Annotated in this window: 24 protein-coding genes; 12 read left to right on the top strand and 12 right to left on the bottom strand. The window is 67.7% G+C overall.

The window, feature by feature from the left end; all coding sequences use genetic code 11:
• Positions 1-130: 130 nt before the first annotated feature.
• Entirely contained in the window at positions 131-1231 is a 1101-nt protein-coding gene (locus AB0B45_RS46375; protein WP_358144595.1) for a DNA alkylation repair protein, read from the top strand.
• Positions 1232-1628: 397 nt separating this feature from the next.
• Here the strand turns inward: AB0B45_RS46375 and AB0B45_RS46380 are convergent, their stop codons facing one another.
• Entirely contained in the window at positions 1629-1814 is a 186-nt protein-coding gene (locus tag AB0B45_RS46380) for a hypothetical protein (RefSeq protein WP_358144596.1), read from the bottom strand.
• Positions 1815-1861: 47 nt separating this feature from the next.
• On the bottom strand, positions 1862-2806 hold the full coding sequence (locus tag AB0B45_RS46385) for a LysR family transcriptional regulator (RefSeq protein WP_358144597.1): 945 nt from the start codon (positions 2804-2806) through the stop codon (positions 1862-1864).
• A gap of 113 nt (positions 2807-2919) precedes the next feature.
• Between AB0B45_RS46385 and AB0B45_RS46390 the strand changes: the two genes are divergently transcribed.
• Positions 2920-3813 (top strand): NAD(P)H-binding protein, encoded by an 894-nt coding sequence (locus AB0B45_RS46390; RefSeq protein WP_358144598.1) that lies wholly within the window; start codon positions 2920-2922, stop codon positions 3811-3813.
• Between the two features lie 72 nt (positions 3814-3885).
• On the top strand, positions 3886-4251 hold the full coding sequence (locus tag AB0B45_RS46395; RefSeq protein ID WP_358144599.1) for a darcynin family protein: 366 nt from the start codon (positions 3886-3888) through the stop codon (positions 4249-4251).
• Positions 4252-4710: 459 nt separating this feature from the next.
• Here AB0B45_RS46395 and AB0B45_RS46400 read toward each other — a convergent pair whose 3' ends face one another.
• The 4 genes from AB0B45_RS46400 to AB0B45_RS46415 all read right to left on the bottom strand — a co-directional run bounded on the left by AB0B45_RS46400 (position 4711) and on the right by AB0B45_RS46415 (position 8957).
• The gene (locus tag AB0B45_RS46400; RefSeq protein WP_358144600.1) at positions 4711-5583 is read right to left on the bottom strand and encodes a hypothetical protein; all 873 of its coding nucleotides are present in this window, start codon (positions 5581-5583) and stop codon (positions 4711-4713) included.
• A 601-nt stretch (positions 5584-6184) separates the two neighbouring features.
• A complete protein-coding gene (locus tag AB0B45_RS46405) occupies positions 6185-7387 on the bottom strand; it encodes a hypothetical protein (RefSeq protein ID WP_358144601.1) in 1203 nt (400 codons plus the stop codon).
• Positions 7336-7707, bottom strand: a complete 372-nt coding sequence (locus AB0B45_RS46410; protein WP_358144602.1) for a hypothetical protein — start codon at positions 7705-7707, stop codon at positions 7336-7338. The genes AB0B45_RS46405 and AB0B45_RS46410 overlap by 52 nt, the downstream gene beginning before the upstream one ends.
• Positions 7707-8957, bottom strand: a complete 1251-nt coding sequence (locus tag AB0B45_RS46415; RefSeq protein WP_358144604.1) for a S8 family serine peptidase — start codon at positions 8955-8957, stop codon at positions 7707-7709. The genes AB0B45_RS46410 and AB0B45_RS46415 overlap by 1 nt, the downstream gene beginning before the upstream one ends.
• Positions 8958-9087: 130 nt before the next feature.
• Between AB0B45_RS46415 and AB0B45_RS46420 the strand changes: the two genes are divergently transcribed.
• Genes AB0B45_RS46420 through AB0B45_RS46430 form a run of 3 tightly spaced genes read left to right on the top strand, consistent with a single transcriptional unit; the run spans position 9088 to position 10206 of the window.
• Positions 9088-9474 (top strand): hypothetical protein, encoded by a 387-nt coding sequence (locus AB0B45_RS46420; RefSeq protein WP_358144606.1) that lies wholly within the window; start codon positions 9088-9090, stop codon positions 9472-9474.
• A gap of 19 nt (positions 9475-9493) precedes the next feature.
• Positions 9494-9985 (top strand): DUF2975 domain-containing protein, encoded by a 492-nt coding sequence (locus AB0B45_RS46425; protein WP_358144608.1) that lies wholly within the window; start codon positions 9494-9496, stop codon positions 9983-9985.
• Positions 9985-10206, top strand: a complete 222-nt coding sequence (locus tag AB0B45_RS46430) for a helix-turn-helix transcriptional regulator (RefSeq protein ID WP_046086987.1) — start codon at positions 9985-9987, stop codon at positions 10204-10206. Before AB0B45_RS46425 ends, AB0B45_RS46430 begins: the two co-directional genes overlap by 1 nt.
• 399 nt (positions 10207-10605) lie before the next feature.
• On the opposite strand, the gene AB0B45_RS46435 is transcribed toward AB0B45_RS46430, so the two are convergent.
• The 3 genes from AB0B45_RS46435 to AB0B45_RS46445 form a co-directional block, all read right to left on the bottom strand.
• A complete protein-coding gene (locus AB0B45_RS46435; protein ID WP_358144610.1) occupies positions 10606-11763 on the bottom strand; it encodes a serine hydrolase domain-containing protein in 1158 nt (385 codons plus the stop codon).
• A 53-nt stretch (positions 11764-11816) separates the two neighbouring features.
• Positions 11817-12635 carry a DUF4097 family beta strand repeat-containing protein gene (locus AB0B45_RS46440; RefSeq protein WP_358144612.1) on the bottom strand — a complete coding sequence of 273 codons (819 nt, stop codon included), beginning with the start codon at positions 12633-12635 and terminating at the stop codon, positions 11817-11819.
• A gap of 85 nt (positions 12636-12720) precedes the next feature.
• Entirely contained in the window at positions 12721-13866 is a 1146-nt protein-coding gene (locus AB0B45_RS46445) for a serine hydrolase domain-containing protein (RefSeq protein ID WP_358144615.1), read from the bottom strand.
• A gap of 129 nt (positions 13867-13995) precedes the next feature.
• Here AB0B45_RS46445 and AB0B45_RS46450 point away from each other — a divergent pair, with 129 nt between their 5' ends.
• The 3 genes from AB0B45_RS46450 (at position 13996) to AB0B45_RS46460 (ending at position 16897) form a co-directional block, all read left to right on the top strand.
• Positions 13996-14343: a winged helix-turn-helix domain-containing protein gene (locus AB0B45_RS46450; RefSeq protein ID WP_358144616.1), complete on the top strand. Its 348-nt coding sequence runs from the start codon at positions 13996-13998 to the stop codon at positions 14341-14343.
• On the top strand, positions 14340-15485 hold the full coding sequence (locus AB0B45_RS46455; protein WP_358144618.1) for an MFS transporter: 1146 nt from the start codon (positions 14340-14342) through the stop codon (positions 15483-15485). The genes AB0B45_RS46450 and AB0B45_RS46455 overlap by 4 nt, the downstream gene beginning before the upstream one ends.
• A gap of 533 nt (positions 15486-16018) precedes the next feature.
• On the top strand, positions 16019-16897 hold the full coding sequence (locus AB0B45_RS46460) for a family 16 glycoside hydrolase (RefSeq protein ID WP_358144620.1): 879 nt from the start codon (positions 16019-16021) through the stop codon (positions 16895-16897).
• Between the two features lie 75 nt (positions 16898-16972).
• On the opposite strand, the gene AB0B45_RS46465 is transcribed toward AB0B45_RS46460, so the two are convergent.
• Positions 16973-18190 (bottom strand): MFS transporter, encoded by a 1218-nt coding sequence (locus AB0B45_RS46465; protein ID WP_358144622.1) that lies wholly within the window; start codon positions 18188-18190, stop codon positions 16973-16975.
• Positions 18191-18291: 101 nt separating this feature from the next.
• On the opposite strand from AB0B45_RS46465, the gene AB0B45_RS46470 reads away from it, so the two are divergent.
• Entirely contained in the window at positions 18292-18843 is a 552-nt protein-coding gene (locus AB0B45_RS46470) for a helix-turn-helix domain-containing protein (RefSeq protein WP_358144624.1), read from the top strand.
• Positions 18844-18997: 154 nt separating this feature from the next.
• Here AB0B45_RS46470 and AB0B45_RS46475 read toward each other — a convergent pair whose 3' ends face one another.
• Positions 18998-19441, bottom strand: coding sequence for a hypothetical protein (locus AB0B45_RS46475; protein ID WP_358144626.1), 444 nt, complete (start codon positions 19439-19441; stop codon positions 18998-19000).
• A 73-nt stretch (positions 19442-19514) separates the two neighbouring features.
• Here AB0B45_RS46475 and AB0B45_RS46480 point away from each other — a divergent pair, with 73 nt between their 5' ends.
• A complete protein-coding gene (locus AB0B45_RS46480; protein WP_358144627.1) occupies positions 19515-19640 on the top strand; it encodes a hypothetical protein in 126 nt (41 codons plus the stop codon).
• A 483-nt stretch (positions 19641-20123) separates the two neighbouring features.
• A complete protein-coding gene (locus tag AB0B45_RS46485; RefSeq protein WP_357599437.1) occupies positions 20124-20696 on the top strand; it encodes a Pycsar system effector family protein in 573 nt (190 codons plus the stop codon).
• A 40-nt stretch (positions 20697-20736) separates the two neighbouring features.
• Here AB0B45_RS46485 and AB0B45_RS46490 read toward each other — a convergent pair whose 3' ends face one another.
• Positions 20737-21507 (bottom strand): hypothetical protein, encoded by a 771-nt coding sequence (locus tag AB0B45_RS46490; RefSeq protein ID WP_358144628.1) that lies wholly within the window; start codon positions 21505-21507, stop codon positions 20737-20739.
• Positions 21508-21510: the final 3 nt, after the last annotated feature.

Genomic DNA, 21510 nt, shown 5'->3' on the forward strand with positions numbered 1-21510 from the left:
CCGACCGCGTCGTCTTCCTGGACGGCGGCCGGATCGTGGAGGAGGGCAGCCACGACGAGCTGCTGCGCCGTGGCGGCCACTACGCCGATTTCTGGAACATCTCCATGACACCGAGCCCTGGACCGAGCTGATGCGCCTGCCCCGCGGCCTTGCCGTGCGTTTCCCCACGCTCGACGTGCAGCCGATGGCCAGCCGTACGGGGCAGATCCGCCCACCCGCTGCCCTGCACAAGACCGATTTCCGCCGCCGTCGGGCTGGGCGTTCCAGTAACGGGGCCGGTGCTGCCTCCGGTGGAGGCATACAGATCAGGGTAAGCCAGGTTGATCGACATGCCGTCTCACCTGCTCGCGTGCCCGCACCGACCTTGGTCCTGCACGGCACCGAGGACCCGCTCCTCCCCTACGGCCACGCCGAGGCCCTGGCCCGCGAGATCCCCGGTGCCTCGCGGATCCCGCTGCCCGGCATGGGCCCACCGAACCGGCGTGTACGGCAGGAGGCCGACTTCCGTCGTAGGCTGCGTCTCGCACGTGAGGGACAGGAGGCTGAGGTGGCCGAGACGACGCTGACCGAGACGATGGTGGCCGAGGTGATGGCCGAGCTGGCCGAGCTCGAGGACCCGAAGACACGCGAGGTGAACGAGAAGCACGGTGACGATCACGGTGTGAACCTCAGCAAGCTGCGCGCGCTCGCGAAGCGGCTGAAGACGCAGCAGGAACTCGCGTGCCGGCTCTGGGAGACGGATGACACCGCGGCGAGACTGCTGGCGATCCTGATCTGCCGCCCGAAGGCGTTCGAGCGTGACGAGTTGGACGTCATGGTGCGCGAGGCGCGCACACCCAAGGTGCACGACTGGCTCGTGAACTACGTGGTGAAGAAGAATCCACACTCCGAAGAGCTACGCCTGGCCTGGTTCGCCGATCCGGATCCAGGGGTCGCGAGTGCCGGCTGGGCGTTGACCACCGAACGCGTGGCGAAGAAGCCCGAGGGCCTCGACCTCGCAGGACTGCTCGACGTCATCGAGGCGGAGATGAAAGCCGCTCCGGATCGCCTGCAGTGGGCGATGAACCACTGCCTGGCTCAGATCGGGATCGAGCACGCCGAGCACCGCGCCCGCGCAATCGACATCGGTGAGCGCCTGGAGGTGCTCAAGGACTACCCGACTTCCCCGGGCTGCACGTCTCCGTTCGCGCCCATCTGGATCACCGAGATGGTGCGCCGACAGCACGATTAAGCGGGCCATGGCGCGATCACGGCGGCCGCAAGGGATCGCGGCGGCCGGAGGCCGCGCCGGCCGCCCAGGAAGACCGGTCCGGCCTGGCGGCCTTGGAGCAGCGGCGGCGCAGGAGCCGACACCATGGCCAAGTCCACCGCCACCGCATCCGCTCTCGTTGTCCAGCTCGATGGCGGCGGCAGTGCCAACGGCGCAGCCAATGGCAGCAGCCACAGCCGCCGATAAAGGACGAACAAACGCCTGAAAACTGCCGGAAAAGAATGAAGAGGCGTTGGAAGGCAATCCTTCCGACGCCTCTTCGGCAGTAGACGACGCCCGGCGGGCCGGCACCCCGGCCTGTGACCGCCCGCGCCCGCCGACCGCCAGACACCGGCCCTTCGTGCCGTAGCCCGGACAGTCAGGCGGCCGGCTCGACGCTGGTGAAGTCCACCTCCTTCAGCAGCGGGTCAAACGGGTCCGGCTGGCGGCCCAGGTCGTCGGTGGCGTAGGCGCCGACGCGGCTGATGTGGGCGCGCAGGTAGGGGGCGATCTGGCCGAGCTGGTCGGCGGTGATGGTCCAGCCTTCGGCGACCAGCTGCCGCACTTTTGCCGGTGTCGCCTGGTCGTGGCTGTCCCGGTGCCTCGGTCAGATCATGTGGTTGGGCTTCCGGGTGTGCGGAGGGTTCGGCGGATGGCGTTGCGGAGCCAGCGGTGGGCTCCGTCGGCTGTGTGTCGGGGGTGCCAGGCCATGCCGATGGTCAGTAGTGGCAGTGCCAGGGGGATGTCGAGGAGGCGCAGTCCGAGGGCGGTGGCGTCGTCGGTGAGGGGTGAGGGGGCGGCGCCGGGGAGTGCGGCAGGTACGAGGCAGACGATGTCGCTGCGGGTGGCGAGGGTCATCGCGGCCAGGTGGCTGGGGAGGACGACGCTGACCCGCCGGTGGAGGTTCTGCTCGGCCAGGGCGGTGTCGAGGGGGCCGGTGAACCGGCCGCGGCGGCTGACCGCGACGTGCTGGGCGGCGGCGAGCCGGGCCGGGGTCAGGGGTTTTTCGGTGAGAGGGTGGCCTGGCCGGACGGCCGCCACCATTCGGAGGCTGACCAGTTCTTCGATCTGGGTTTCGGGGTCCACGTGGTCGATGGATCCGATCTCCAGGTCGATCCGGCCGTCGCGTAGGGCGGGTCCGGCCTCCAGTTCTTCGGCCCGGATCCGGAACGAGACCCCCGGTGCCTCCCGCTGGGCCAGTTGCAGCAGTCCGGGGGCCAGTACCGCGCCGACCAGGTCGGCGGCTTGGAGAGTGAAGGTGCTGCGCAGGCTGGCGGGGTCGACGCTCGCGCCAGGGCTGAGCAGCGCTCCGAGGCTGCGTACCACCGCGGCGGCTTCCTCGCGCAGGGCCTGGGCGCGTGGGGTGGGAACCATGGTCTGTCCGGCCCGGACCAGGAGGGGGTCCTGGAGGATGCGACGGAGGCGGGCGAGGGTGCGGCTCATGGCGGCGGGCGAGGTCTGCAGACGTGCGGCGGCGCGGGTCACGCTGTGCTCGGCCAGCAAAGCATCCAGCGCGATGGCGAGATTGGCGTCGATGACCGGATCCGGGCTGCTCACCAGCATCATTCCATTTCAGTCAATGATTCCGTGCTGAAGTTCCCATTGTGGCAACACGGCTGTCCTCCGCAGGATGAGGGGCGTACCGATCCGGCACGACCTGCGAGGTTTTCATGATCGTTATTACCGCTCCCACCGGGAACATCGGCCGTCACCTGCTTTCCAAGCTCCTGGAGTCCGCCCCCGCCGCGGGTGAGGAACTGCGCGTGATCGTGCGCGACCCCGCCCGGCTTCCGGACGCGGCGCGCGGACGTGTCGAGGTGATCACCGGCTCGCACGCAGACACCGAGGTCCTCGACCGGGCCTTCGAGGGTGCGGACGCCGTTTTCTGGCTCGTCCCCCCTGACGCCTCCCTGGCCCCGCACGACGGCTACAGCGGCTTCACCCGCCCCGCCCTGAAGGCGCTCGCTGTCCACGGTGTCGGCCATGTCGTCGGGGTCTCGGCACTCGGCCGCGGTACCCCGGTCGCCGACCGCGCCGGCCTGGTCACCGCCTCCCTCGCCATGGACGACCTCATCGCCGGTACCGGTGTTGCCTACCGGGCCCTGGCCAACCCGTCCTTCTTCGAGAACCTCCTGGAGGAGTCCGACTCGATCCGCGACAAGGGCGTCTTCACCGACACCGTCGACGCCGACCGCAAGGCCCCCCTCGTCGCTGTCGCCGACATCGCGGCCGCCGCCGCCGGCCTGCTGCTGGACCGCTCGTGGACCGGCACCGACAGCGTCCCGGTCCTCGGGCCGGAGGACCTGTCCCCCAACGACCTCGCCCGCATCATGACCGCGCAGCTCGGCCGCCCCGTCCGCTACGAACGCCAGCCGCTCGACGAGCTGTACACCACCCTCCTCGGCTACGGCCTCAACGAGGCATTCGTCCAGGGCGTCACCGACATGAAGCGAGCCAAGGACGAGGGCCTCGACGCCGGCGTCGCCCGCACCCCGGACACCGCCTCCCCCACCGGCTTCGAGCAGTGGTGCGCCCAGACCCTCAAGCCCGCCGTCCTCTCCTGAGGGTCCACCACCCGTCGCCGGAACACATGGTGCCCAGCGACCAAGACCACCTATACCTTTGGAGGCGTCCTGATGCCCGCTGAGGAAACCGAACCGCCGGTCACGGCGTTCATGCTCGTCAAGACCACACCCGAGTGGCTCGCCCTGACCGTCCAGGAACGTGTGGACGCCTTCACCACCCAGGTCCTGCCCGCGATCGAGGCCAGGACCAGCGGCGTCCGGTCACGCTTCTACGACACGGAGTTCTACTCCGCGCGCGTCACCGACGTCTGGGTGTGGGAAGCGGAAGACCACCACGCCTACCAGCTCCTCATCGACGCACTGCGCGAAACCCCGTTCTGGGACCGCTACTTCGAGGTCGTCGACCTCCTCGTCGGCACCGAGAACGGCTACGCCCGCACCTACGGCCTCGAACCCGTCGCCACCATCACCACCTGACACACCGCCCACCCCGCGCGACTGGTCCGATGCCCTCTTGCCGCAACCGGCCAGAGGGCATCGGACCAGGAAGAACGAGAGCCTGCATCTACGGCGTCAGCCGGGAGGGACGCCTGCGGCAGTACAGCACGGACCAGACCTGGGGCCAGCAACTGCGCGAGTGGGGCATGCCCGTCGACGTCGCGCGGCACGGTGATGACCTGCATTACTGGGTGTTCGGCGAGTCTCACTACGTCAAACAGGGCGTCGGCTATCCGCTCGGCCCCCGACGGGCAGCGGGGGATGCGTTTCTGCAGCCCGGTAGAACTTACATCGATCACGACGACCTGACTGCGCCTGCGGACTCCGCGCCTGCGTCATGACCGCTTTCTTGAGACCAGCCCGTATCGGCCAGCAAGATGCCCAGAACATGCTGGTCAAGCGATGCGCGGTATTGCCCGGGTCGTGTTCTTGTCCGGGTCAGCACCTGTTGTTCTTCGCTTCGGGGACGGGGGTGGCAGTGGCCGCGGCGAGGCCGGGCTGGGCCCAGAGCAGGTAGGAGATGGCGCCAAAGTCTGCGGTGGGGCCGGCCCAGAAGGCGCTGGTCACTTTGGGGACGGCGAGGCCGTAGTGCCCGGCGTTGGTCTTGATGCACCAGGCGCGGTCCTTGTCTCCTCCCGGCCAGTGCCATTCCTGGAACTTGCTCGTCCAGGCCGTGGAGGGAGTGGACATGCATGCGCTGAGCGTCGGCTGGCCGGTTCCGGTGAACTCCGCGGCCGTCGCCCCGTTGATCAGCTCCGGGCCTATGTTGATGCCTACTCGTTTGATCCGGATGTCCGCCGTGCGGGCCTCGGGAGGGTCGGCCTGGAAGGTCTTGCCGGTGTCCAGGTCCTGGGAACCGTCCAGGTCGCCGGGGACGGTGCCGCGCACCGCGACGCTGCTACCGCCCTTGGCGTCGGTGACGGCGACCTTCGCCGTGGTGCCGGGCGGGATGACCACCTTGATCTGCCGCTCTGTGACGTAGAGGTCCACGTGCTTGAGTTGCGCGCCGTTCACGCTGACCTTGAGCTCGTGATCGGTGTTGAGCTCGAACACGCTCGTCTGCTGCTGCCCTTGGAGCGTCTGCTCGACCAGCAGCCATGTCTTGTCCTTCGGCACCGTGTGGTCGATGAGGTATTTCGCCAGAGCGTCCGCCGCGAACAGACCGAGACTAACCGCAATGCCCGGGATCGTCTTCGGTGCTGCCTCGGGCAGGACAGCCAATACGATAGGCGAATAGACCTCGTAGGCGCTGACGATCGGATTCGGGGTGCAACTGGTGTGGTCGCAGCCCGAGACCAGGCCGGTGATCACAACACAGGTGGCGGCTACGGATGTCGCGTGTCGAATCAAGATCTGTCCCCAGCTAGTCGCGTCGACCGGCTTCAGGATTGTCCTGCAGCCGCCCTGGCATGAGAAGGGCCTAATCACCTGGACGCCGGTCGGCAGTCTGAAAACGCGCGCCTGAAGGGCGCGGAGACAGCACTCACCGAGGCGCTCAGGACGGACGGCGCCCTGGGCGTGGACGCCCGCTTGACCCCGCATGAGTGGGAGGCGGCGGAGGTGCGGTTCGGGCGCGCCTGGCGCCGTGGCCCGACGCCCAGCGCTGAGGCCATAGCGGTCAAATTGTCGGGCGGGCGGGATACGGTTTCTGCCAGTGGCAGATCTCGCGCCTGCCCGCTTCCGAGCCACCGCCGCCCACGTCGGCGGTCGCAACGAGGACAAGGGCCCCGCCTCGCGCGAGCGACTTTCCGTTCGCTTCGCCCATGACCTGTGCATGATCGCACCCGGCGGAGTGACGTGGGCACCCGCCGAGAGGAATCGATCATGACCTCAGACGAGGCCCGTAAGCGCGACATCCGCCGCCGCATCGAAGCGCCTGTTTGCCGTGAGTTTGGCCTGCCGGTCTGCCTCTTTAGCCGCCGGTCGTCCGGTACGCCCTGATGATCGTCTGCTCGACCGTGTTGCCCGAGGCGTCCGTCGCCTTGGCGCGCAGGGAGACGTGGCCGGAGGCCGGGTTGTCCACGCGTACCACCCCTCCGGTCGGCGTGCGGACCAGCTTGGGTGTGCGCCACGTCGCCCCGTCGTCGTAGGACACCTCGACCGACAGGTCCTTCAGCCGCTGGTCCGCGCCTGATTCCGGCGTCTGCCTGACGATGACGGGGACGAAGTAGGGCACCGCGCCAGGGGCGGTGTTCTCCCTGCTGAGCGGCGGGGTGAAGCCGATCACCGCCGCCGGCAGCCGGACCCCCGCCGGGCCGGTGACGTGTTCCGACCGGAAGGTCCAGGCCGAGCTCACCCGCGTGGACGGGTATGGCTCGCCGCGCACTGCCTGCGTCTCGACCCGGTAGGTCGCCCGGTCAGGCGGGACGGTGAACGACGGGTAGAGTGTCGGCTTCTCCGTGACGAGCGTGCCGTCGCGGTACAGCGCGGACCGCACCTTCAGGCCGGGGCCGAAACCCGGCCTGCCCAGATGGTCGCCGAGAGGACGGACGCGCACGTCGATCGTGTCCCCAGTGCGTGACAGGCCGGTGAGCTCGGTGGGAGAGGGGTCATAGGCCGGGCCGAACACGCCGAGGTTCCAGCGTTCGATGGTGGTGCGCCCAGCCCGGTAGGTGGTGGGCCGGCCTTCTGTCCTGTGCGGGCGGCCGTCGGCTGAGGTCTCCTGCATCATGCGGACCCAGCGCACGCCGTCGTCGGTGTTGAGGTACGCGGTCTGGGTGAACGGCAGGCCGAACCCGATCTGCTCTCCCCACGTCGGTATCCACGTGTCGCCGGGCATCGGCGCGACGAACACCCTGCCGGTGGAACCGGGGGTCTGCCGCGCGTAGTCGACCCTGACCGCCGCGAACTTGTCCGGCGCGGGAGTCCGCTGGAATTCGGTGACCATTCGCTGGGGGACGAAGTAGGCGGCGTGGTAGGTGCGCGGGCTGCCGAAGACACCACCGTCCGGTCCCGGTTCCACCCACGCGCCGGAGACGCTGCTGAGGAACTCGGGGTAGGCCCGGTCGGCGCCGAGCTGGGCGGCGAACAAGCGGTCGAACGCTGGCGCCCAGAGTGAGCGGTTCACGCTGAGGTTGTCACCGAAACGGCGGGAGAAGAAGATCTGGGCGCCCACCGGTTCACGGACACCTCGGCCGTGCCTCCCGCGGGGACCGTCACGGTCTTGGCCGACAGGCTGAACGGCGTCGTGCCGATGGGCTTGCCCGCACCGTCCACGGCCTTGACCGCGAGGTCGAGCGTCACCGGTTCGGCGCCGGCGTTGGTGTAGGTGAGCTTCCTGGTGACCGGCTGGTCGTCGGTGTGCGGCCAGGCCCGCAGCCCGAAGCCGATGCTGGGCGGGTCGGCCGTGACCTGCTGGGAGATCGCCCTCGCCACGTCCACCCTGCCTGAGCCCTGGCCGAAGACGCCGATGGCCCCCGGCCGCGCCGAGCCCATCAGCGCGGCCTTGAGCTGGGGGTCCAGCCGGGGTGCTGCCCGGCCAGGATCGCCGCCGCCCCTGCGACGTGCGGGGTGGCCATCGAGGTGCCCGACATGCTGATGTAGGACCCCTCACCCACCGGCGCGAGCCTGCTCCTTGCCGCGACGATATCCACGCCGGGGGCGGTGATGTCGGGCTTGAGCCCGTGGTCACCGGTTCTCGGGCCGGTGCTGGAGAAGGCGGCCAGGGTCTCGTCTCTGGCCACCGCGCCCACCGCCAGCGCCGCGTCGGCGGTGGCCGGAGAGCCGACGGTCCCCTTGCCGTTGTTGCCCGCCGCCACCACGAACAGGGTCCCGTACTGGGCGGTCAGCTGCTCCACCGCCTGTTCGAGCGGGTCGAGGCCGGGGTGGTCATCCCCGGTGAGGCTCATGTTCACCACTTTGGCGCCCTGTTCGGCGCTCCAGTGCATCCCGGCGATGATCGCCGACTCCTGACAGAAGTCCGCGCACACCTTCGCGGCGAGCACCTGCGCTCCTGGAGCGACGCCGCGATGACGGCCCGCCGAAGCGCCACCGCCGCTCACGATCGTCGCGGGTACATGGGTGCCGTGGCCGTGGTCGTCGCCGCCCTCTGGGGCGTCGGTGAAGTTGCGCTCGCCGGCGATCCGGCCTGCGAGGTCGGGATGGCCGGCGTCCACGCCGGAATCCAGCACGCCGACCTGCGGGACGCTCGTCTCCAGTGACGGCTTCAACCGGCCGTCGAGCCATACCTTCCGCACCCCGCCCGCCAGGGTCAGGTCCTTCCAGAATCCGGTGCGCTGTTTCGCCTGCGCCCGTACGGCGGTGCCGTCGATGCTGGGCAGGTCGCGCACGACGCGGGAGCCGCTCATGGTGGTCCTGGCCCGCGCGTCAGCGTCCTGGACGATGATCAACGGCAGCTCCGGCTCGCGGTCGTAGCCGGACTCCAGCAGGGCGGACACGTCGAACAGGCGAGTGTCGAGCCGCCCTTCTCTCAGCAGGGGCGCCGCGTCGCTCGGCACCACGCGCAACCGGCCGCCGGCCTCGTCGATCAGGAAGGTGACGCCTTCCCGCCCGGGCCCGCGCTCGATGGTGTGGACGCCGCCTCCCAGTCGCACCGTGTCGCCGGTGATCAGGGTGATCGCACGCTGCTCCGCGTGCGCATCGGCCGTGGAAGCGTGACCCGACGGCCCGACCACAAGGGCGGACGCGCACAGCAGCACGCCCGCCGATATTCCCGCGACTCTCAAGGATGTTCCTCTCGTCCGTCAAGGATGATCGTTCGCACTCCTCAACTCACGAGCCACCCGAAGGGTTGAGAGGGCTCAGCAACCGCAACGGTAGCCCGCAGTCACGTACGCCACCCAGAGCATCGCCGTGATGGCCGGGGAGGTCATGGAGACCGCCCTCACCGAGACACGCCCCCTCTCGGAAGCCGAGAAGGTCCACTGGCTCGGCCTCCTGCAGGCCACCATCGGCAGGCCCAGCGAGGCCATGCTCAACCTCGCGCGGGAACGCTCTGCCGCACTCGCACAACTGCCTGACAGCCGGTGGGACGCCATCGAGGTCCTGCTCGGCTTGCCCATCACGGTGGTCACCGACGTCACCCGGGGCAACCTGTCGGCTCTGGCGTCGACGCAATGCCCACAAGGGGCTCTGACCTGGATGTCCGTTGGAAATTCCCCATTGCTACCGGGGCCCGGAGGGCTAGGTGGTCTGGCCCAGCCCTTGCTTCACCTATCGAGATTCGATAAATTCTCATCGTAACTCGATGGAAGGATGGGCCATGGGAAAGCTGGCAGTGCGTGCGCTTCGCGCCGTGCTCGTGGTGGTGCTCGCCGGCACCGTGTTCGTACAGGCATTGATGGTGTGGGTGTTGGCCAGCGGGAGCGACCCGGAGGACGGGTCGCTCCCGCTGACCCCGCTGCGCGTGATCACGATCCTGGGCATGGTGTCGGTCCAGGTCGCCCTGGTCAGCGTATGGCGGCTGGTGACGATGGTGCGACGCGGAACCGTGTTCTCCCACGCCGCCTTCCGGTACGTGGACGCCGTGATCGGCGCGATCGTGGCGGCTGCCCTCCTGTGGTTCGCGGTCACGGCCCTCAATGCGCCGGGCCAGCGGGCCGACCCGGGCGTCACCGTCATCATGGGCGGGGTTGGCCTGGCCATCCTGGGGGTCGCGCTCATCGTGCTCGTGCTGCGGATGCTGCTCGCCCAGGCCGTCGCGCGCGACGTCGAAGCGGCGCAGATGCAGGCCGAGTTGGACGAGGTGATCTGATGCCGATCGTCGTCGACATCGACGTGATGCTGGCCAGGCGGAAGATGTCTGTGGGCGACCTCGCGGACCGCGTAGGGATCACGCCCGCCAACCTGGCGGTACTCAAGAATGGCCGCGCTAAGGCGGTGCGCTTCGCGACGCTCGCCGCGCTCTGCGAGGTACTCAAGTGCCAGCCGGGCGACCTGCTGCGCTGGGAGGCCGAGGACGCCGCGGGCGGATGACGCGCCCCAGAGCGAGCGTGAAAACGCCTGGCACCACCGGCCTGTGGATCTCGGTCGGGATGCCGGTCACGTGCAGTCACCTGCGACGATGCCGCTCGTTTGGGGCGCGTGACTCGGTTCTTACCAGCACCCCGTCACCGCCGCTCGCCCCCATTGATCGCGGCCGGGAAGGAATCCCCCGACGGCCGAACCCGCTCTGCTCGTGCACCGAACCACCTCCCACGACCACCGCCAGCTCGCCGAGGCTCTCGGCTGGCTTCGGTCTGGCCGACACCGCGTAAGCCGCTGTCACCTCGCCAGTCTCGGTTGGATGCGCTCAAGCCGCTGAGCAGCATACGGTGTCACCTGCTCATCCGGCCTCGCGTTCGCGAGACCGGATGAGCAGGTGGTGTCGAGCGGTTACTGGGAGCTCGGCGGGCACATCTCGGCTTCCATTTCCTTGGTGAGGATGTCGAGCGGGTTGTCCCAGTCGCCGTTGATGTTGGAGACGAGCATGCGCTTGCCGTCCTTGCTGCCCATCGCGATGGTCCAGGAGCCGTGGATCCGGCCGCCGTTGCCCCAGACCGTCACTCCGCAGTCCAGCGTCTTAGAGAAGACGCCGAGCCCGTAGGCGGTGTTGTCGATCCACTGCACGCCCTTGGTGGAGACGGCGGTGAACATCTCCTTTTGCTGCGCGGGCGGCAGCAGACGGCCGCTCAGCAGTGCCCGGTAGAAGGTCTGCAAATCCCCGGCGGTCGAGACGATGCCGCCGCCCGCCCCGGCCCAGGAGGCATTCATGTCCGTGAGGTCGTAGATCTTGCCATTGGGGTCGCCCACCGGGAGCTTGATGTAGTGCCGCACGTGCGGCTTGCGCAACTTCGTCTCTTCGTCCGGCAGGTACGTCCCCTTCAGGCCGAGCGGACGGATGATGCGCCGCGTGACCTCCTCGGCGTAGGACCTGCCGGTGACCTTCTCGATGATCATCCCGGCCAGGATGTAGTTGGTGTTGGAGTAGCCCCACCCCTTGCCCGGCGTGAAGGGGGCCGGGTTGGCCATGGCGATCTTCACCAGCTGCTCGGGACGGTAGCGGTCGAAACGGTGCTTGAGGAAGGCGGGCGTCCACTGCTTTGCCGCCATGCCCGCATCCGAGGTGTAGGGGAAGATGCCGCTGGTCTGGTTGAGCAGCTGCCGGATGGTGATCTTGCTACCGTCGTGGCCGTTGCCCTTCACCACGCCGGGCAGCCACTTCTCCACCTTGTCGTCGAGGCTCAGCCGGCCTTCGGCCGCGAGCTTCAGCACGACGGTCGCGGAGAACGACTTGGTGACGCTGCCGGCCCGGAAGTGGTCCTGCTGGCGGCGCTTGCGTCCGGTCTCGGTGTCGGCCACGCCTGCCGTACCGAACCAGGACCTGTGGCCGTCACGGACGTCAGCGATGATGCCGGGCATGCCGTCAGCCACGGCTTGGTCGACTACCTGCTGGACTTCGGCGTGGTCGTCGGCTACCGCCGCCGACGCGCTCATGGTCACGGCGACTGCGGCGGCGAGCAGGCAGGCGGCAGTGCGGAGGATCTTAGTCATGGGTCGATCGCCCTTCATTCAAGTGAGTGTTCGTGCAGGGGAAGTGCAGCGGGCTAGCGGCCGCTGGTGACACGGTGGAGCTGGATGTCGCCGCGGGCGACGTGGGCGTGGAGCTCGACGGTGTTGCCGCCGGACTCCTCGGGGTTGTCGCCCAGGTTGTCGCGGACCCTGCCGAGCGTGGTCTTGGCGTCCAGCAGTACGGCGGTGCCGTCCGGGATCCCGACGTTGATCGTCCCGGCGCCGACGTCCAGATCGGCGCGCCCTCGCCCTATCGCGCCGACCTTGACGGCGCCTTGCTCGACGGTCACGCGCAGGGCGTCTGCGGCCCGGTCCACCGTGACGTTCCCGGCGCCGTTGCCGATCACTGTGGTGCCGGTACTCTCGCCGACCTTGATCTGACCGTGGGCGGTGGTGAGGGCGGCCGGGCCGCCGGAGTTGGCGACGGTGATGTCGCCGTCGTCGGTGGTCACGCGCAGCTCGCCGGTGTGGTCGAGGTCGATGTTGCCCTGGGAGAGGTGAGCCCGTACCGCGCCCAGGCGCCCCTGGCCGTTCAGGAGCCCGTCGCGGACGCTGATGTCGAGCGCCGAGCCGCTGGGCAGCTCGACCGCCACCGCGATGCGGCCGGGCAGGGATCGGATGCTCGAGCGGTCCTTGACCGTCAGGCGGCCGTCGGCGTAGGTGACGCGGGCGCGTTCGGCGGCTGCGACGTCGGTGGCGTCGGCCGGATCGGCCGGCCGTACCTCGACGGTGGTGTCGGTGCGCTGGGTCGCGCTGATGCGGATGTCGGCCGCGGTGAACGAGACGACGGCGGTGATCGGCTCTGGTGTGGCGAATGTCGGCATGTCGCCTACCCCGCCTTTGATCGTAGTCATTGATGTTCCTCTTTCAGGGGATAAGGTGGCCACCGGCTCGCGCTGGCCCCCGGTGGACATCGCGAGCCGGTGGCGGGCAGCGTGCTTACGCACCGATGGAGGCGCCGAACTCCGCTTCGATGATCTTGAACATGGGGTCCCAGGTCTTCCATTCGGTGTTGGTGTGGACGGCGACGGTGTGTTGGCCGTCGGGGGTGCCGACCGCGAAGAACCAGGATCCCCAGAGGCTGCCGCCGACGCCGCGCAGCGTCCGGCCGCCGGTCGCCTGCTTGTCGAACTCGAACAGGCCCAGGCCATAGCGGGTGTGCGGCATCCAGTAGCTGCCCTCGGTGGAGACGGTGGTCCACATCTGCCGGTGCTGGGCGGGCGGCAGCAGGCTGCCCGTGGTCATCGCGCTGAAGAAGCGGATCATGTCGCCGGTGGTGGAGACGACGTTGCCGGCCGCGTAGCCCAGGGAGGAGTTGAGCGCGGTGACGTCCAGGGGCGGCAGGCCGGGCTCCTCCATCAGCGATTCCCAGTTCTCCGGGGTGAGCGCGGCGGGGTCGGCGCCGTCCTTGAGGAACAGGTGGGAGTAGCCTCGCGGGTGCGGCTCGGGGTATCCGGTGTCGGTGGTGGGGCGCACGCGGGTGTGGGTCAGGCCGAGCGGCTGGATGACCCGGCGGTCGACCTCGTCGGCGTAGCTGCTGCCGGTGACCTTCTCGATGATCGCGCCGGCGATGTGGAAGCCGCCGTTGGCGTACTCGAAGCGTTCGCCGGGCGCACCGACCGGCGGCTGGGACACCGCCACCCGCAGCAGTTCCTCGGTGCTGAAGGTGTCGAAGCGATGCTGGACGAACCCGGAGCGGGTGGCGTAGCGGTGGGCCACCTCCGGCGCCAGGCCGGTGGGGAACAGACCGCTGGTGTTGCTGAGCAGGTGCCTGATGGTGATCTTGTCGCCGTCGTAGCCGTTGACGTCCAGCACGCCGGGCAGGTGGGCGTTGACCGTGTCGTCGAGGCTGAGGCCGCCCTCGGCCTCCAGAGCCAGGATGGTCGCGGCGGTGAAGGTCTTGCCGCTGCTGCCGGTGTGGAAGTACTCCCCCGGCCGGCGCGGGGAGCCGGTCTCGAGGTCGGCCACACCGGCGGTGCCGAACCAGGTCCGGTCCCCGTCCTTGACCTCGGCGACGATGCCGGGGACGCCGACCTCCGCCACGGTCCAGTCGAGCACCTGCTGCACGTTCTCGTTCGCTGCCATCGCACTGCCTTCCGTGTGGTTCTTCCGATGTCCTGAACGATGTCCGGCAGCTCTGACAGGCGGCTTATATCCCGCTTCCAGCCACACCGGCCTGCTGTAAGGGAGTGCTTGATCGGTAGCCTGTCGCGCATGCGGATTGAGGTGTTGGGGCCGGTTCTGGCGTACGCCGGCGATGGCGCGCCGATCGACCTGGGCGGCACCAGGGTGCGCGCGCTGCTGGCCAGGCTGGCACTGGCCAGGAACGAAGTGGTGTCGGTCGATTCGCTGCTCGACGGCCTGTGGGGGGAACACTCGTCCGGGGGCACCGTCAACGCGTTGCACGCGCTGGTGCACCGGCTGCGCAAGGCCCTGGCCGGGGCCGGGGCAGTGCCGCCTCCGGCGCGCATCCTCGACGTCGGGGGCGGCACGGGAGTGCGCGCACAGTGGCTGGCCGCAGACGGCTACGAGGTGCACCCGGTCGATCCAGTGCCCGCGTGAGTGCCGCGCGGTTGATCTTCGCAGCGCAGGCCTTACGCGGTCTGGCATACGGCCTGGCCGCCGTCCAGCTCGCCACGCTGCTGCGGGCCGAGGGACTGCAGGCCGCCGGGGTCGGTCTCGTGCTGGCCGCCGTGATGGCCGGGGGCGCGCTGGCCAGCATCGCCCTGGCCCGCTGGGGCGACCGGTTCGGCCGTCGCCGCTCCTACGCCGTGCTGTACCTGGCCCTGGCCCTGTGCGGGTCGCTGATTGCGGTCGGAGCTCCGGTGTGGCTGCTGAGCCTGGCCGCTCTGTCCGGCGCGCTGTCGGTCGAGGTGGTCGAGTCCGGGCCGTTCACCACCGTGGAGCAGGTCATGCTGGATGGCAGCGGCGTGGCCGTGCGCGGCTTCGGCCTCTACAACGCCGTCGCCGCCGCCGCCGGGGCCGCCGGCGCGCTGCTGGGCGCGCTCCCGCCCTCGCGGTCGCTGCTCGGCGCTGTGTTGCTGGCCGTGGGCGTGGCTGGTGCGTTGCTGGCCCTGCGGCTGCCCGCCTCGCTCGAGGTGGCCTCGGTTCAGGCCTCCGCACCGGTCCGGCCTCGCCCGGTCGTGGTCCGGCTGGCGGCGCTGTTCGCCGTGGACAGCCTGGCAGGGGGTTTCGTTGTGCAGGCCTACCTGGCCTACTGGCTGGGCGTCCACTACCAAGCTGACACGGCGAGCATCGGGCTGCTTTTCGCGGGCTGTGCCGTCCTGCAGACCGCCTCCTTCCTGCTCGCGCCGGTCATCGCGGCCAGGATCGGGCTGCTGAACACGATGGTCTTCACCCACCTGCCGAGTAACCTGCTGCTCATCGGCGTCGCCTTCGCCCCGGGGCTCCCAGTGGCGGCGGGGCTGCTGCTGGCCCGCGCCTGCCTGTCCTCGATGGACGTGCCCACCCGCCAGGCCTACGTCATGGCCATGGTCCCGCCCACCGAGCGCACCACCACAGCCGCCGTCACCAACACCGCCCGCTACCTGACCCGCCCGGCCGGTCCCGCGCTGGCCGGGCTGCTGCAGCCCCTCGGTCTGGCCTGGCCGTTCCTCATCGCCGGGACCGCCAAGACCCTCTACGACCTGGCCCTGTGGCGGATCTTCCGCCGCGTCAAACTTCCCACTGGAGACCCATCGTGATCTGGGTGACCAGGCCCGGCCCAAGACCGACCGGATCGCCTGCCCCTGGCTGATCCGCCGACCCTGACGCCGAGATCCAACGCCCTCGTGATCGGGCCAACTCAACACATCGCTGTCCGTGCCATGCGGCCAGATAATGTTGCAGATTCCTGGCCAACGAGCGCTGCAGGTCACAAGCACCGAGTGGAAGCTGTCCCCTGCGGCCGCGACCCTCGCCCGCGTCGCCCGCTCCATCAACAAGTGGGTGCACATGGGCAGGGTCAACTCCGGCCGCCGCTACCGGTATGCCACGAGGTCGCTGAGGCATGCTCGGTGGACGGCACCTACCTGACGCGTGGCCCGGACAAGCTGCTGCCCAATGTGCTGGCCTGGCGGCAAAAGGCACTCACCGAGCTGTCTGCGTTCACTGCGTTCATAATTACGATCCGTACGACGGACGGTACGATCTCATCTCTCGGGCCGGAGTCACGACTTCGGAGGCGTGACGGCGTTGCCGCTGTATCTCGACTCCTTCTGAGATTCATGATTAAGCCATGAGCGCGACCAGCAAAAGAAGGCATTGGGTAATCGCTGCATGTATAGCGTTTGCCGCGATTGTCGCTTTTCTTGCGAATTTGGCCAACATCGTTCAATTTGCTCAGCATCAATTCGGCTCGTCAACAACGCAACAGCAGGAGCAGAAGCAGGAGCAGGAACAAAAGCAGGAGCAGGGGCAGGAGCAGGGGCAGGAGCAGGGGCAGGAGCAGCAGCAGCAGGAGCAGCAGCCGAAGCCGGAGCCTCCGCCTCCTGTCATTCCGAAACCTGATCCATCCGACTCTTCACCGCCCCCTACCCAGCCTGAGGCGCAAGGTGACACTCTCCCTTACACTGCAGACTCGAGTAAGGACATGGCGGGTTGGGCAACTACCGAGGGGTGGAAGGTCACCGACGGGATGTTGGTGAACGATGGCACCTCCAGTAGCGCCGAGATGACGGCGACAGCCCCAGTCGACCTTGAAGGCGTAGATGATTACGTCGTCGAGGCCGAGATTCAATTTATCGATTTCACGAACTCTGCATTGGCGTCTTTTGGTGTCGTCGTACGGAAAGCCGAGGGTCCTGGATATGGCGCTGGGTATTGTGCGGCGGCAGGGATATTTTCGTGTGACGATTCTGGGGAAGAATATGTTGCTGTGCTGTGGATTCCCCAGGAATTCGGCAACACGGTGATTGATGCAGCACCCTTTAAGCCGAAACAGCAAAAATGGTACTCCTATAAAGTGAAGGTGGAGGGAAACAGAATCCAAATGTGGATCAATGATGCGCTTGTGCTCAGTGGCGTCAACAACACATACCTGGATGGCGGCCGAGTCGGACTTTGGAGCAACAGCAGCCAAATCAGCGTCAGAAGATTTACCGTCTCCAACATATGACTGGTGCTCGCGTGTCCAGCTTCGATCGGTCCTCCGGCCGGGCTGTCAACGACACCTCGCCGGAGCCCTGATTGCTCATCGTTGTTCCGGCCATCGAGCCTGCCGCAGCCCTGGGTTGCTCGCGAGGTACGCTCCGGCGAGCGCGAGCACCACCGCCACGAGCAGCAGAGCGATACTCGGGGCCAGAAACTGCAGGAGGAGACCAGCGGCCGCGGTGCCGACAGGTGCGCCGATTCCGGCGATCGTCGTGGTCGCGGCGATCACGCTGCCCCGGCGGTCGTCCGGTACCTGGCGGAAGATGAGCACGTCGATAAGCACGCCCAGCGCGGGAAGCCCAAGCATTGCCCACAACAGCAGGGCGAACACCCACCATGGTCCCAACGGCACCGCAAGCAGCGCGAACACCGGCACCTGGCTCAGCAGCACACCTAACAGCACAATGCCCGGCCGAAGCCCATGGAGCGGCCGCACAAGAGGCGCACCAAGCAGTCCGCCAACAGCGAGTCCACTCAGCGCCAACCCGGTCTGCCACGGCGGGATCTGCTGATCGCGAAGCACCACGATCGTGATCAGCATGAGCGGCGCACCCACCGTGTTCAGCGCGGTGACCACCAGCGTTGCAGCACGCAGGACCGGATCCCGAAAGAGCATTCGGACCCCGTCAAGCCAGCCACTGGGAGCACTCTCCTGAGCCGCACCCTTGGCCGGAACCCGCACGATCAATACCGCAATCCACGAAACAGCGAAGGTCACAGCCGACAGTGCGAACGGGAGGAACTGCCGGACACCGAACAAGAACCCTCCCAAAGGCGCCCCAAGGAGAGTCGCCAGGTTGTCGCGTACCTCCTCCTGAGTGAGTGCCGCTGTGAGCTGCTCCGGCGGTACGATCTCCCGCACGATCAACATGCGCGCTGGGCCGCTCAACGCTCCGCCGCCGCCGAGGATCGCGGCGACGATGAGAAGGTGCGCCAGCGTCAGCTCCTGCATGGCAAGCGCGATGGCAGCGCTGGCTACCGCAAGGAACCGGACGCCTTCGACCAGGAGTAGGACACGACGCCGATCTCGTCGGTCGATGATTCGGCCAGCCGGCAGGCCGAGCATTATCAAGGCCGAGAGCTGGACGAACCCGAACAGGCTGGCGTGGGCCGGCGACCCGGTGATCGCCAGGATGACGAGAGGGTAGCCGACATCGGCGGCCTCCATGCCGAGGAAGCTGGTGGTGGAGCCGATCCATAACGTTTGGAAGCGCCAGTTGCGCCTCAGCGGAACCGTACATGACTCTGTGATGTCCATGCTCATGGTCCTCATCGGCAGGCTATTCACGATATGGTGAATGCTGTCAGGTCCGTGAATGGGTTGCAAGGACTATCCGACAATCTGCCTCAGGATGTGTGATGGACTCACCCGCAAACCCCGTCAGCGACGTGGAGACGCTCAAGGCGTTGTCCCACCCCACGCGCCTCGCGATCCTGAGGGTGCTGACGCCAGGCGCCGGCGACGAGATGCCAGTGCGAACGGTCAAGGAGTTGTCTGCCGAGCTGGGACAGCCGGTCACCAAGCTGTACCGCCACATCAACATGCTGGAATCGCGCGGGCTGATCGAAGTCGCCGCGTCCCGATTGGTCTCGGGGATTGCCGAGCGAAGCTACCGAGCATGCCAGGTCTTGTTGTACCTGGACGCGAGCTTGCTGAGCCCGCAAGGCAGACAGCAGTCCAGAGCACTGGACGCCGCAAGCTTCGACCGCGCCCGCGATAGCTACCTTGCCGCAGCCGCAGACTCCACCGACACCGAGCCGCTGTTGGCGTCCATCGAGGTCAGATTGACGCCTGAGCGGTACGTCGAATTCCAGCAAGCACTTCGAGCCATGATCACGGAATTCAGCGACGCAGACGACCCTGCAGGTCGGCCAGTCGGCCTGTTCTGCGCCCTACATGAGAGCAAGTGAGGCCTACTTCACCAAGTCCAAGGTCATCCGTCCTGCGGGCGGGGCGTTCGTCACGCGCTGGCCTCGTTGCTGGCGATGGCTTCGGTGGCCGTGCTGGCCGGGGCACGCTCGTTTGCCGCGATCGGCGAGTGGATCGCTGACGCTCCCGCCCAGGTCATGGCCGCCTTGAAAGTGCGGCGCGATCCGCTGAGCGGGGCCTGGCAGCCGCCGGATGAGTCGACCCTGTGCCCTGCACACCCAGCGCGAGCACGCGAGCTTCCTCATCGAGCGGAAGGCCGCCGACTACGTCCTGATCGTCAAGAAGAACCAGCCCAGCCTGTACAACCAGGTCAAACGGCTGCTGTGGAAACAGGTCCCGGTTCAGCACCGAGAACGCGACCGCGGACACGGCAGAAACGCACGCCGCACCCTCGAGGCCGTCACCGTCAAGGCCGGCCTGCTGTTCCCCCACGCCGTCCAGGCGATGCAGATCAAGCGGCAGGTGCAGAACCTCAAGACCGGCAAGTGGACCACCGTCACCGTCCAGCCTGCCCGCCTGGCAGGCCAGCCCCGCCGACCTCGCCACCTGGATCCGCGGACACTGGTCGATCGAGAACAAACTCCACTACGTCCGCGACGTCACCCACGCCGAAGACCACTCCCAGGTTCGGACCGGCAACGCACCTCGCGCCATGGCCACCCTGCGCAACCTGGCCATCGGCGCGCTACGGCTGACCGGAGCGAGAAACCTCGCCCACGCCATTCGCCACGTCTCCCGAGATGCCACCCGCAGTCTCGCCATCCTCGGCCTCACGTGATCAGATCAACGAACCGGACAAAGCTCAACTACGCCGAAGCCCTGGGCCGGCGGCCCCCGATCGATTCCCCCTGACGCTGTCCTCCACCGCCATATGATCGCGACCAAGATCGGTACGCGGCTGGTACGTGATCATGGGCACATGCTTGCCGTCGGCCGCATCCGGTCGCACACCCCAGAAACGCAAAAGACCTGCATCTCTGCAGGTCAGTGCGCGTATTGCTACGTAGATCGAGTGTGCCCCTGCAGGATTCGAACCTGCGCACCCGGCTCCGGAGAGCATTGCAGGTTTGCTGGTGAGCACGCCCTTGACCAGGGGCGACGCGCGAATGTCAATCGATCAAGGCCATGGATGGCCCACACGTGGCCCACGATCATGCAGACAGCCCCCTGAACAGCGGGCGCGAAGCGCATCATGGGCTTCAACCAACAGCGGTCGTGGAATGCTCTGCGTTGTGATCGCCCCCCGGCCAGGAGGTTCCTCGTGTTCAACAAGATCATGCGAGCCCTCACCCAAACCACTCCAGACCAACGGCAGGCAGCCGAGGACGATGCGTGCGCATACGGAACACAGATGCTCAGCGAGGCCCGCGAGGAGCTCAACCGGGCGGACACCAAAGCCCAGGTCCTCCTCGGCATCGTTGGCATCGGCCTCGGCGCCGTCACAGGCGGTCTGCTCGCGGGAAGCTGGTCACCTTTCGCAATGTCCAATGCCGTCGAGTGGCTGTGGTGGGCAGGGGCGGCGGCAGCGCTCGCTTCTGTGGTAGTGCTCGCCGGCGCGGTCTATCCGCGGTTGGATCGACGGAAAGGGAACGACGCCGTCATGTACTACGCCGATATCTTCCACCTCGACTCCACGGCGACCGTCGCCAGCGCTCTGATGCGGTCTTCGGCACTGGACCTGGAGCGGGTCGCTGATCAGCTGTACCGGGTCAGCCGCATCGTCGGGCGGAAGTATCGCCTCATCCGCTGGGGGTTCTGGCTGCTCCTGAGTGGAATGACGGCCACGGTGAGCGCGGCGCTCATCAACGTCGTGCTCACCGGCTCTCTGCCGTGACCGCGCAGCCGTAGGTATGGCGCCTGCGCGGTCAGGCAGGTCAAGCTCTGCCTACGAGCAGCGTGTCGTCCTCCAGCGGCGGAACAGGCAGGCCGAGGAGCTCCAGGGTGCTACGGAGCACTGATTCGTTGCTGACGACGAAGTCGAGCATGTCCACCGCCTGGTAGCTCTGCATGATCCTGTCGACGGTGCCGAGCAGTTTCTGCGCTCCCTGCTGCCGCTGCTCGACGAGCTCCGCGATGATCTGTGGCAGTTGCTCCGGGGCGACAGCCAGTTGGATCGCGTGCACCACTCGGGCGCTTCCCTCCACGGCGGCGAGAAACTCCTGCCACTTCTGCCGGACCTCGTCGGTGCTCTTGATCTGGAGCAGCGCCGCCGCGGCGTTGGATCTGATGTCATGCAGCTTCCTGTGAGTATCCCGGTTGAGCTGGCATATCTCCTCGGGAACATTCACCTCGGCTCTGACCGTCCATCGGTAGACTCCCGTCATCGAGCCTGAGATCGATCGAAGTCTCTCGTTCGCGGCCTCCTCCGCCGCGCCCGCCTCCGTGATCTCGAACCGCCGGGTGATCGAACGTACCTCCTCGCAAGCGCGCTGGAGAACCGCCTCGGCTTCGGGCACTTCATCGTTGAAGAGAGCTCGGGCCCGCTTCCCCGCCGAGGTCGCGGTCCGGAGCAGGGTGACGGAGAAGTCGTAAGCGTCGCCCTTGGCGGGCGAGGCCAGAACGAACGGCTCGATGTTGACGGGCGGTTCGGCCTCAGGGCCGTTCTGCTGGACGTGATAGAGCATGGGTGCCAGCCATTTACGCATGGG

It is taken from the genome of Nonomuraea sp. NPDC049152 (assembly GCF_040648355.1).
Taxonomy (GTDB): domain Bacteria; phylum Actinomycetota; class Actinomycetes; order Streptosporangiales; family Streptosporangiaceae; genus Nonomuraea.

Bases quoted from the DNA above. Each gene is read 5' to 3' on its own strand.
- AB0B45_RS46375 (WP_358144595.1), top strand. From the start codon at position 131: ATGCGCCTGCCCCGCGGCCTTGCCGTGCGTTTCCCCACGCTCGACGTG.
- AB0B45_RS46390 (WP_358144598.1), top strand. From the start codon at position 2,920: ATGATCGTTATTACCGCTCCCACCGGGAACATCGGCCGTCACCTGCTT.
- AB0B45_RS46395 (WP_358144599.1), top strand. From the start codon at position 3,886: ATGCCCGCTGAGGAAACCGAACCGCCGGTCACGGCGTTCATGCTCGTC.
- AB0B45_RS46410 (WP_358144602.1), bottom strand. From the start codon at position 7,707: ATGGGCTCGGCGCGGCCGGGGGCCATCGGCGTCTTCGGCCAGGGCTCA.
- AB0B45_RS46420 (WP_358144606.1), top strand. From the start codon at position 9,088: ATGGCCGGGGAGGTCATGGAGACCGCCCTCACCGAGACACGCCCCCTC.
- AB0B45_RS46425 (WP_358144608.1), top strand. From the start codon at position 9,494: ATGGGAAAGCTGGCAGTGCGTGCGCTTCGCGCCGTGCTCGTGGTGGTG.
- AB0B45_RS46430 (WP_046086987.1), top strand. From the start codon at position 9,985: ATGCCGATCGTCGTCGACATCGACGTGATGCTGGCCAGGCGGAAGATG.
- AB0B45_RS46435 (WP_358144610.1), bottom strand. From the start codon at position 11,763: ATGACTAAGATCCTCCGCACTGCCGCCTGCCTGCTCGCCGCCGCAGTC.
- AB0B45_RS46440 (WP_358144612.1), bottom strand. From the start codon at position 12,635: ATGACTACGATCAAAGGCGGGGTAGGCGACATGCCGACATTCGCCACA.
- AB0B45_RS46445 (WP_358144615.1), bottom strand. From the start codon at position 13,866: ATGGCAGCGAACGAGAACGTGCAGCAGGTGCTCGACTGGACCGTGGCG.
- AB0B45_RS46450 (WP_358144616.1), top strand. From the start codon at position 13,996: ATGCGGATTGAGGTGTTGGGGCCGGTTCTGGCGTACGCCGGCGATGGC.
- AB0B45_RS46460 (WP_358144620.1), top strand. From the start codon at position 16,019: ATGAGCGCGACCAGCAAAAGAAGGCATTGGGTAATCGCTGCATGTATA.
- AB0B45_RS46465 (WP_358144622.1), bottom strand. From the start codon at position 18,190: ATGGACATCACAGAGTCATGTACGGTTCCGCTGAGGCGCAACTGGCGC.
- AB0B45_RS46470 (WP_358144624.1), top strand. From the start codon at position 18,292: ATGGACTCACCCGCAAACCCCGTCAGCGACGTGGAGACGCTCAAGGCG.
- AB0B45_RS46480 (WP_358144627.1), top strand. From the start codon at position 19,515: ATGGCCACCCTGCGCAACCTGGCCATCGGCGCGCTACGGCTGACCGGA.
- AB0B45_RS46490 (WP_358144628.1), bottom strand. From the start codon at position 21,507: ATGCGTAAATGGCTGGCACCCATGCTCTATCACGTCCAGCAGAACGGC.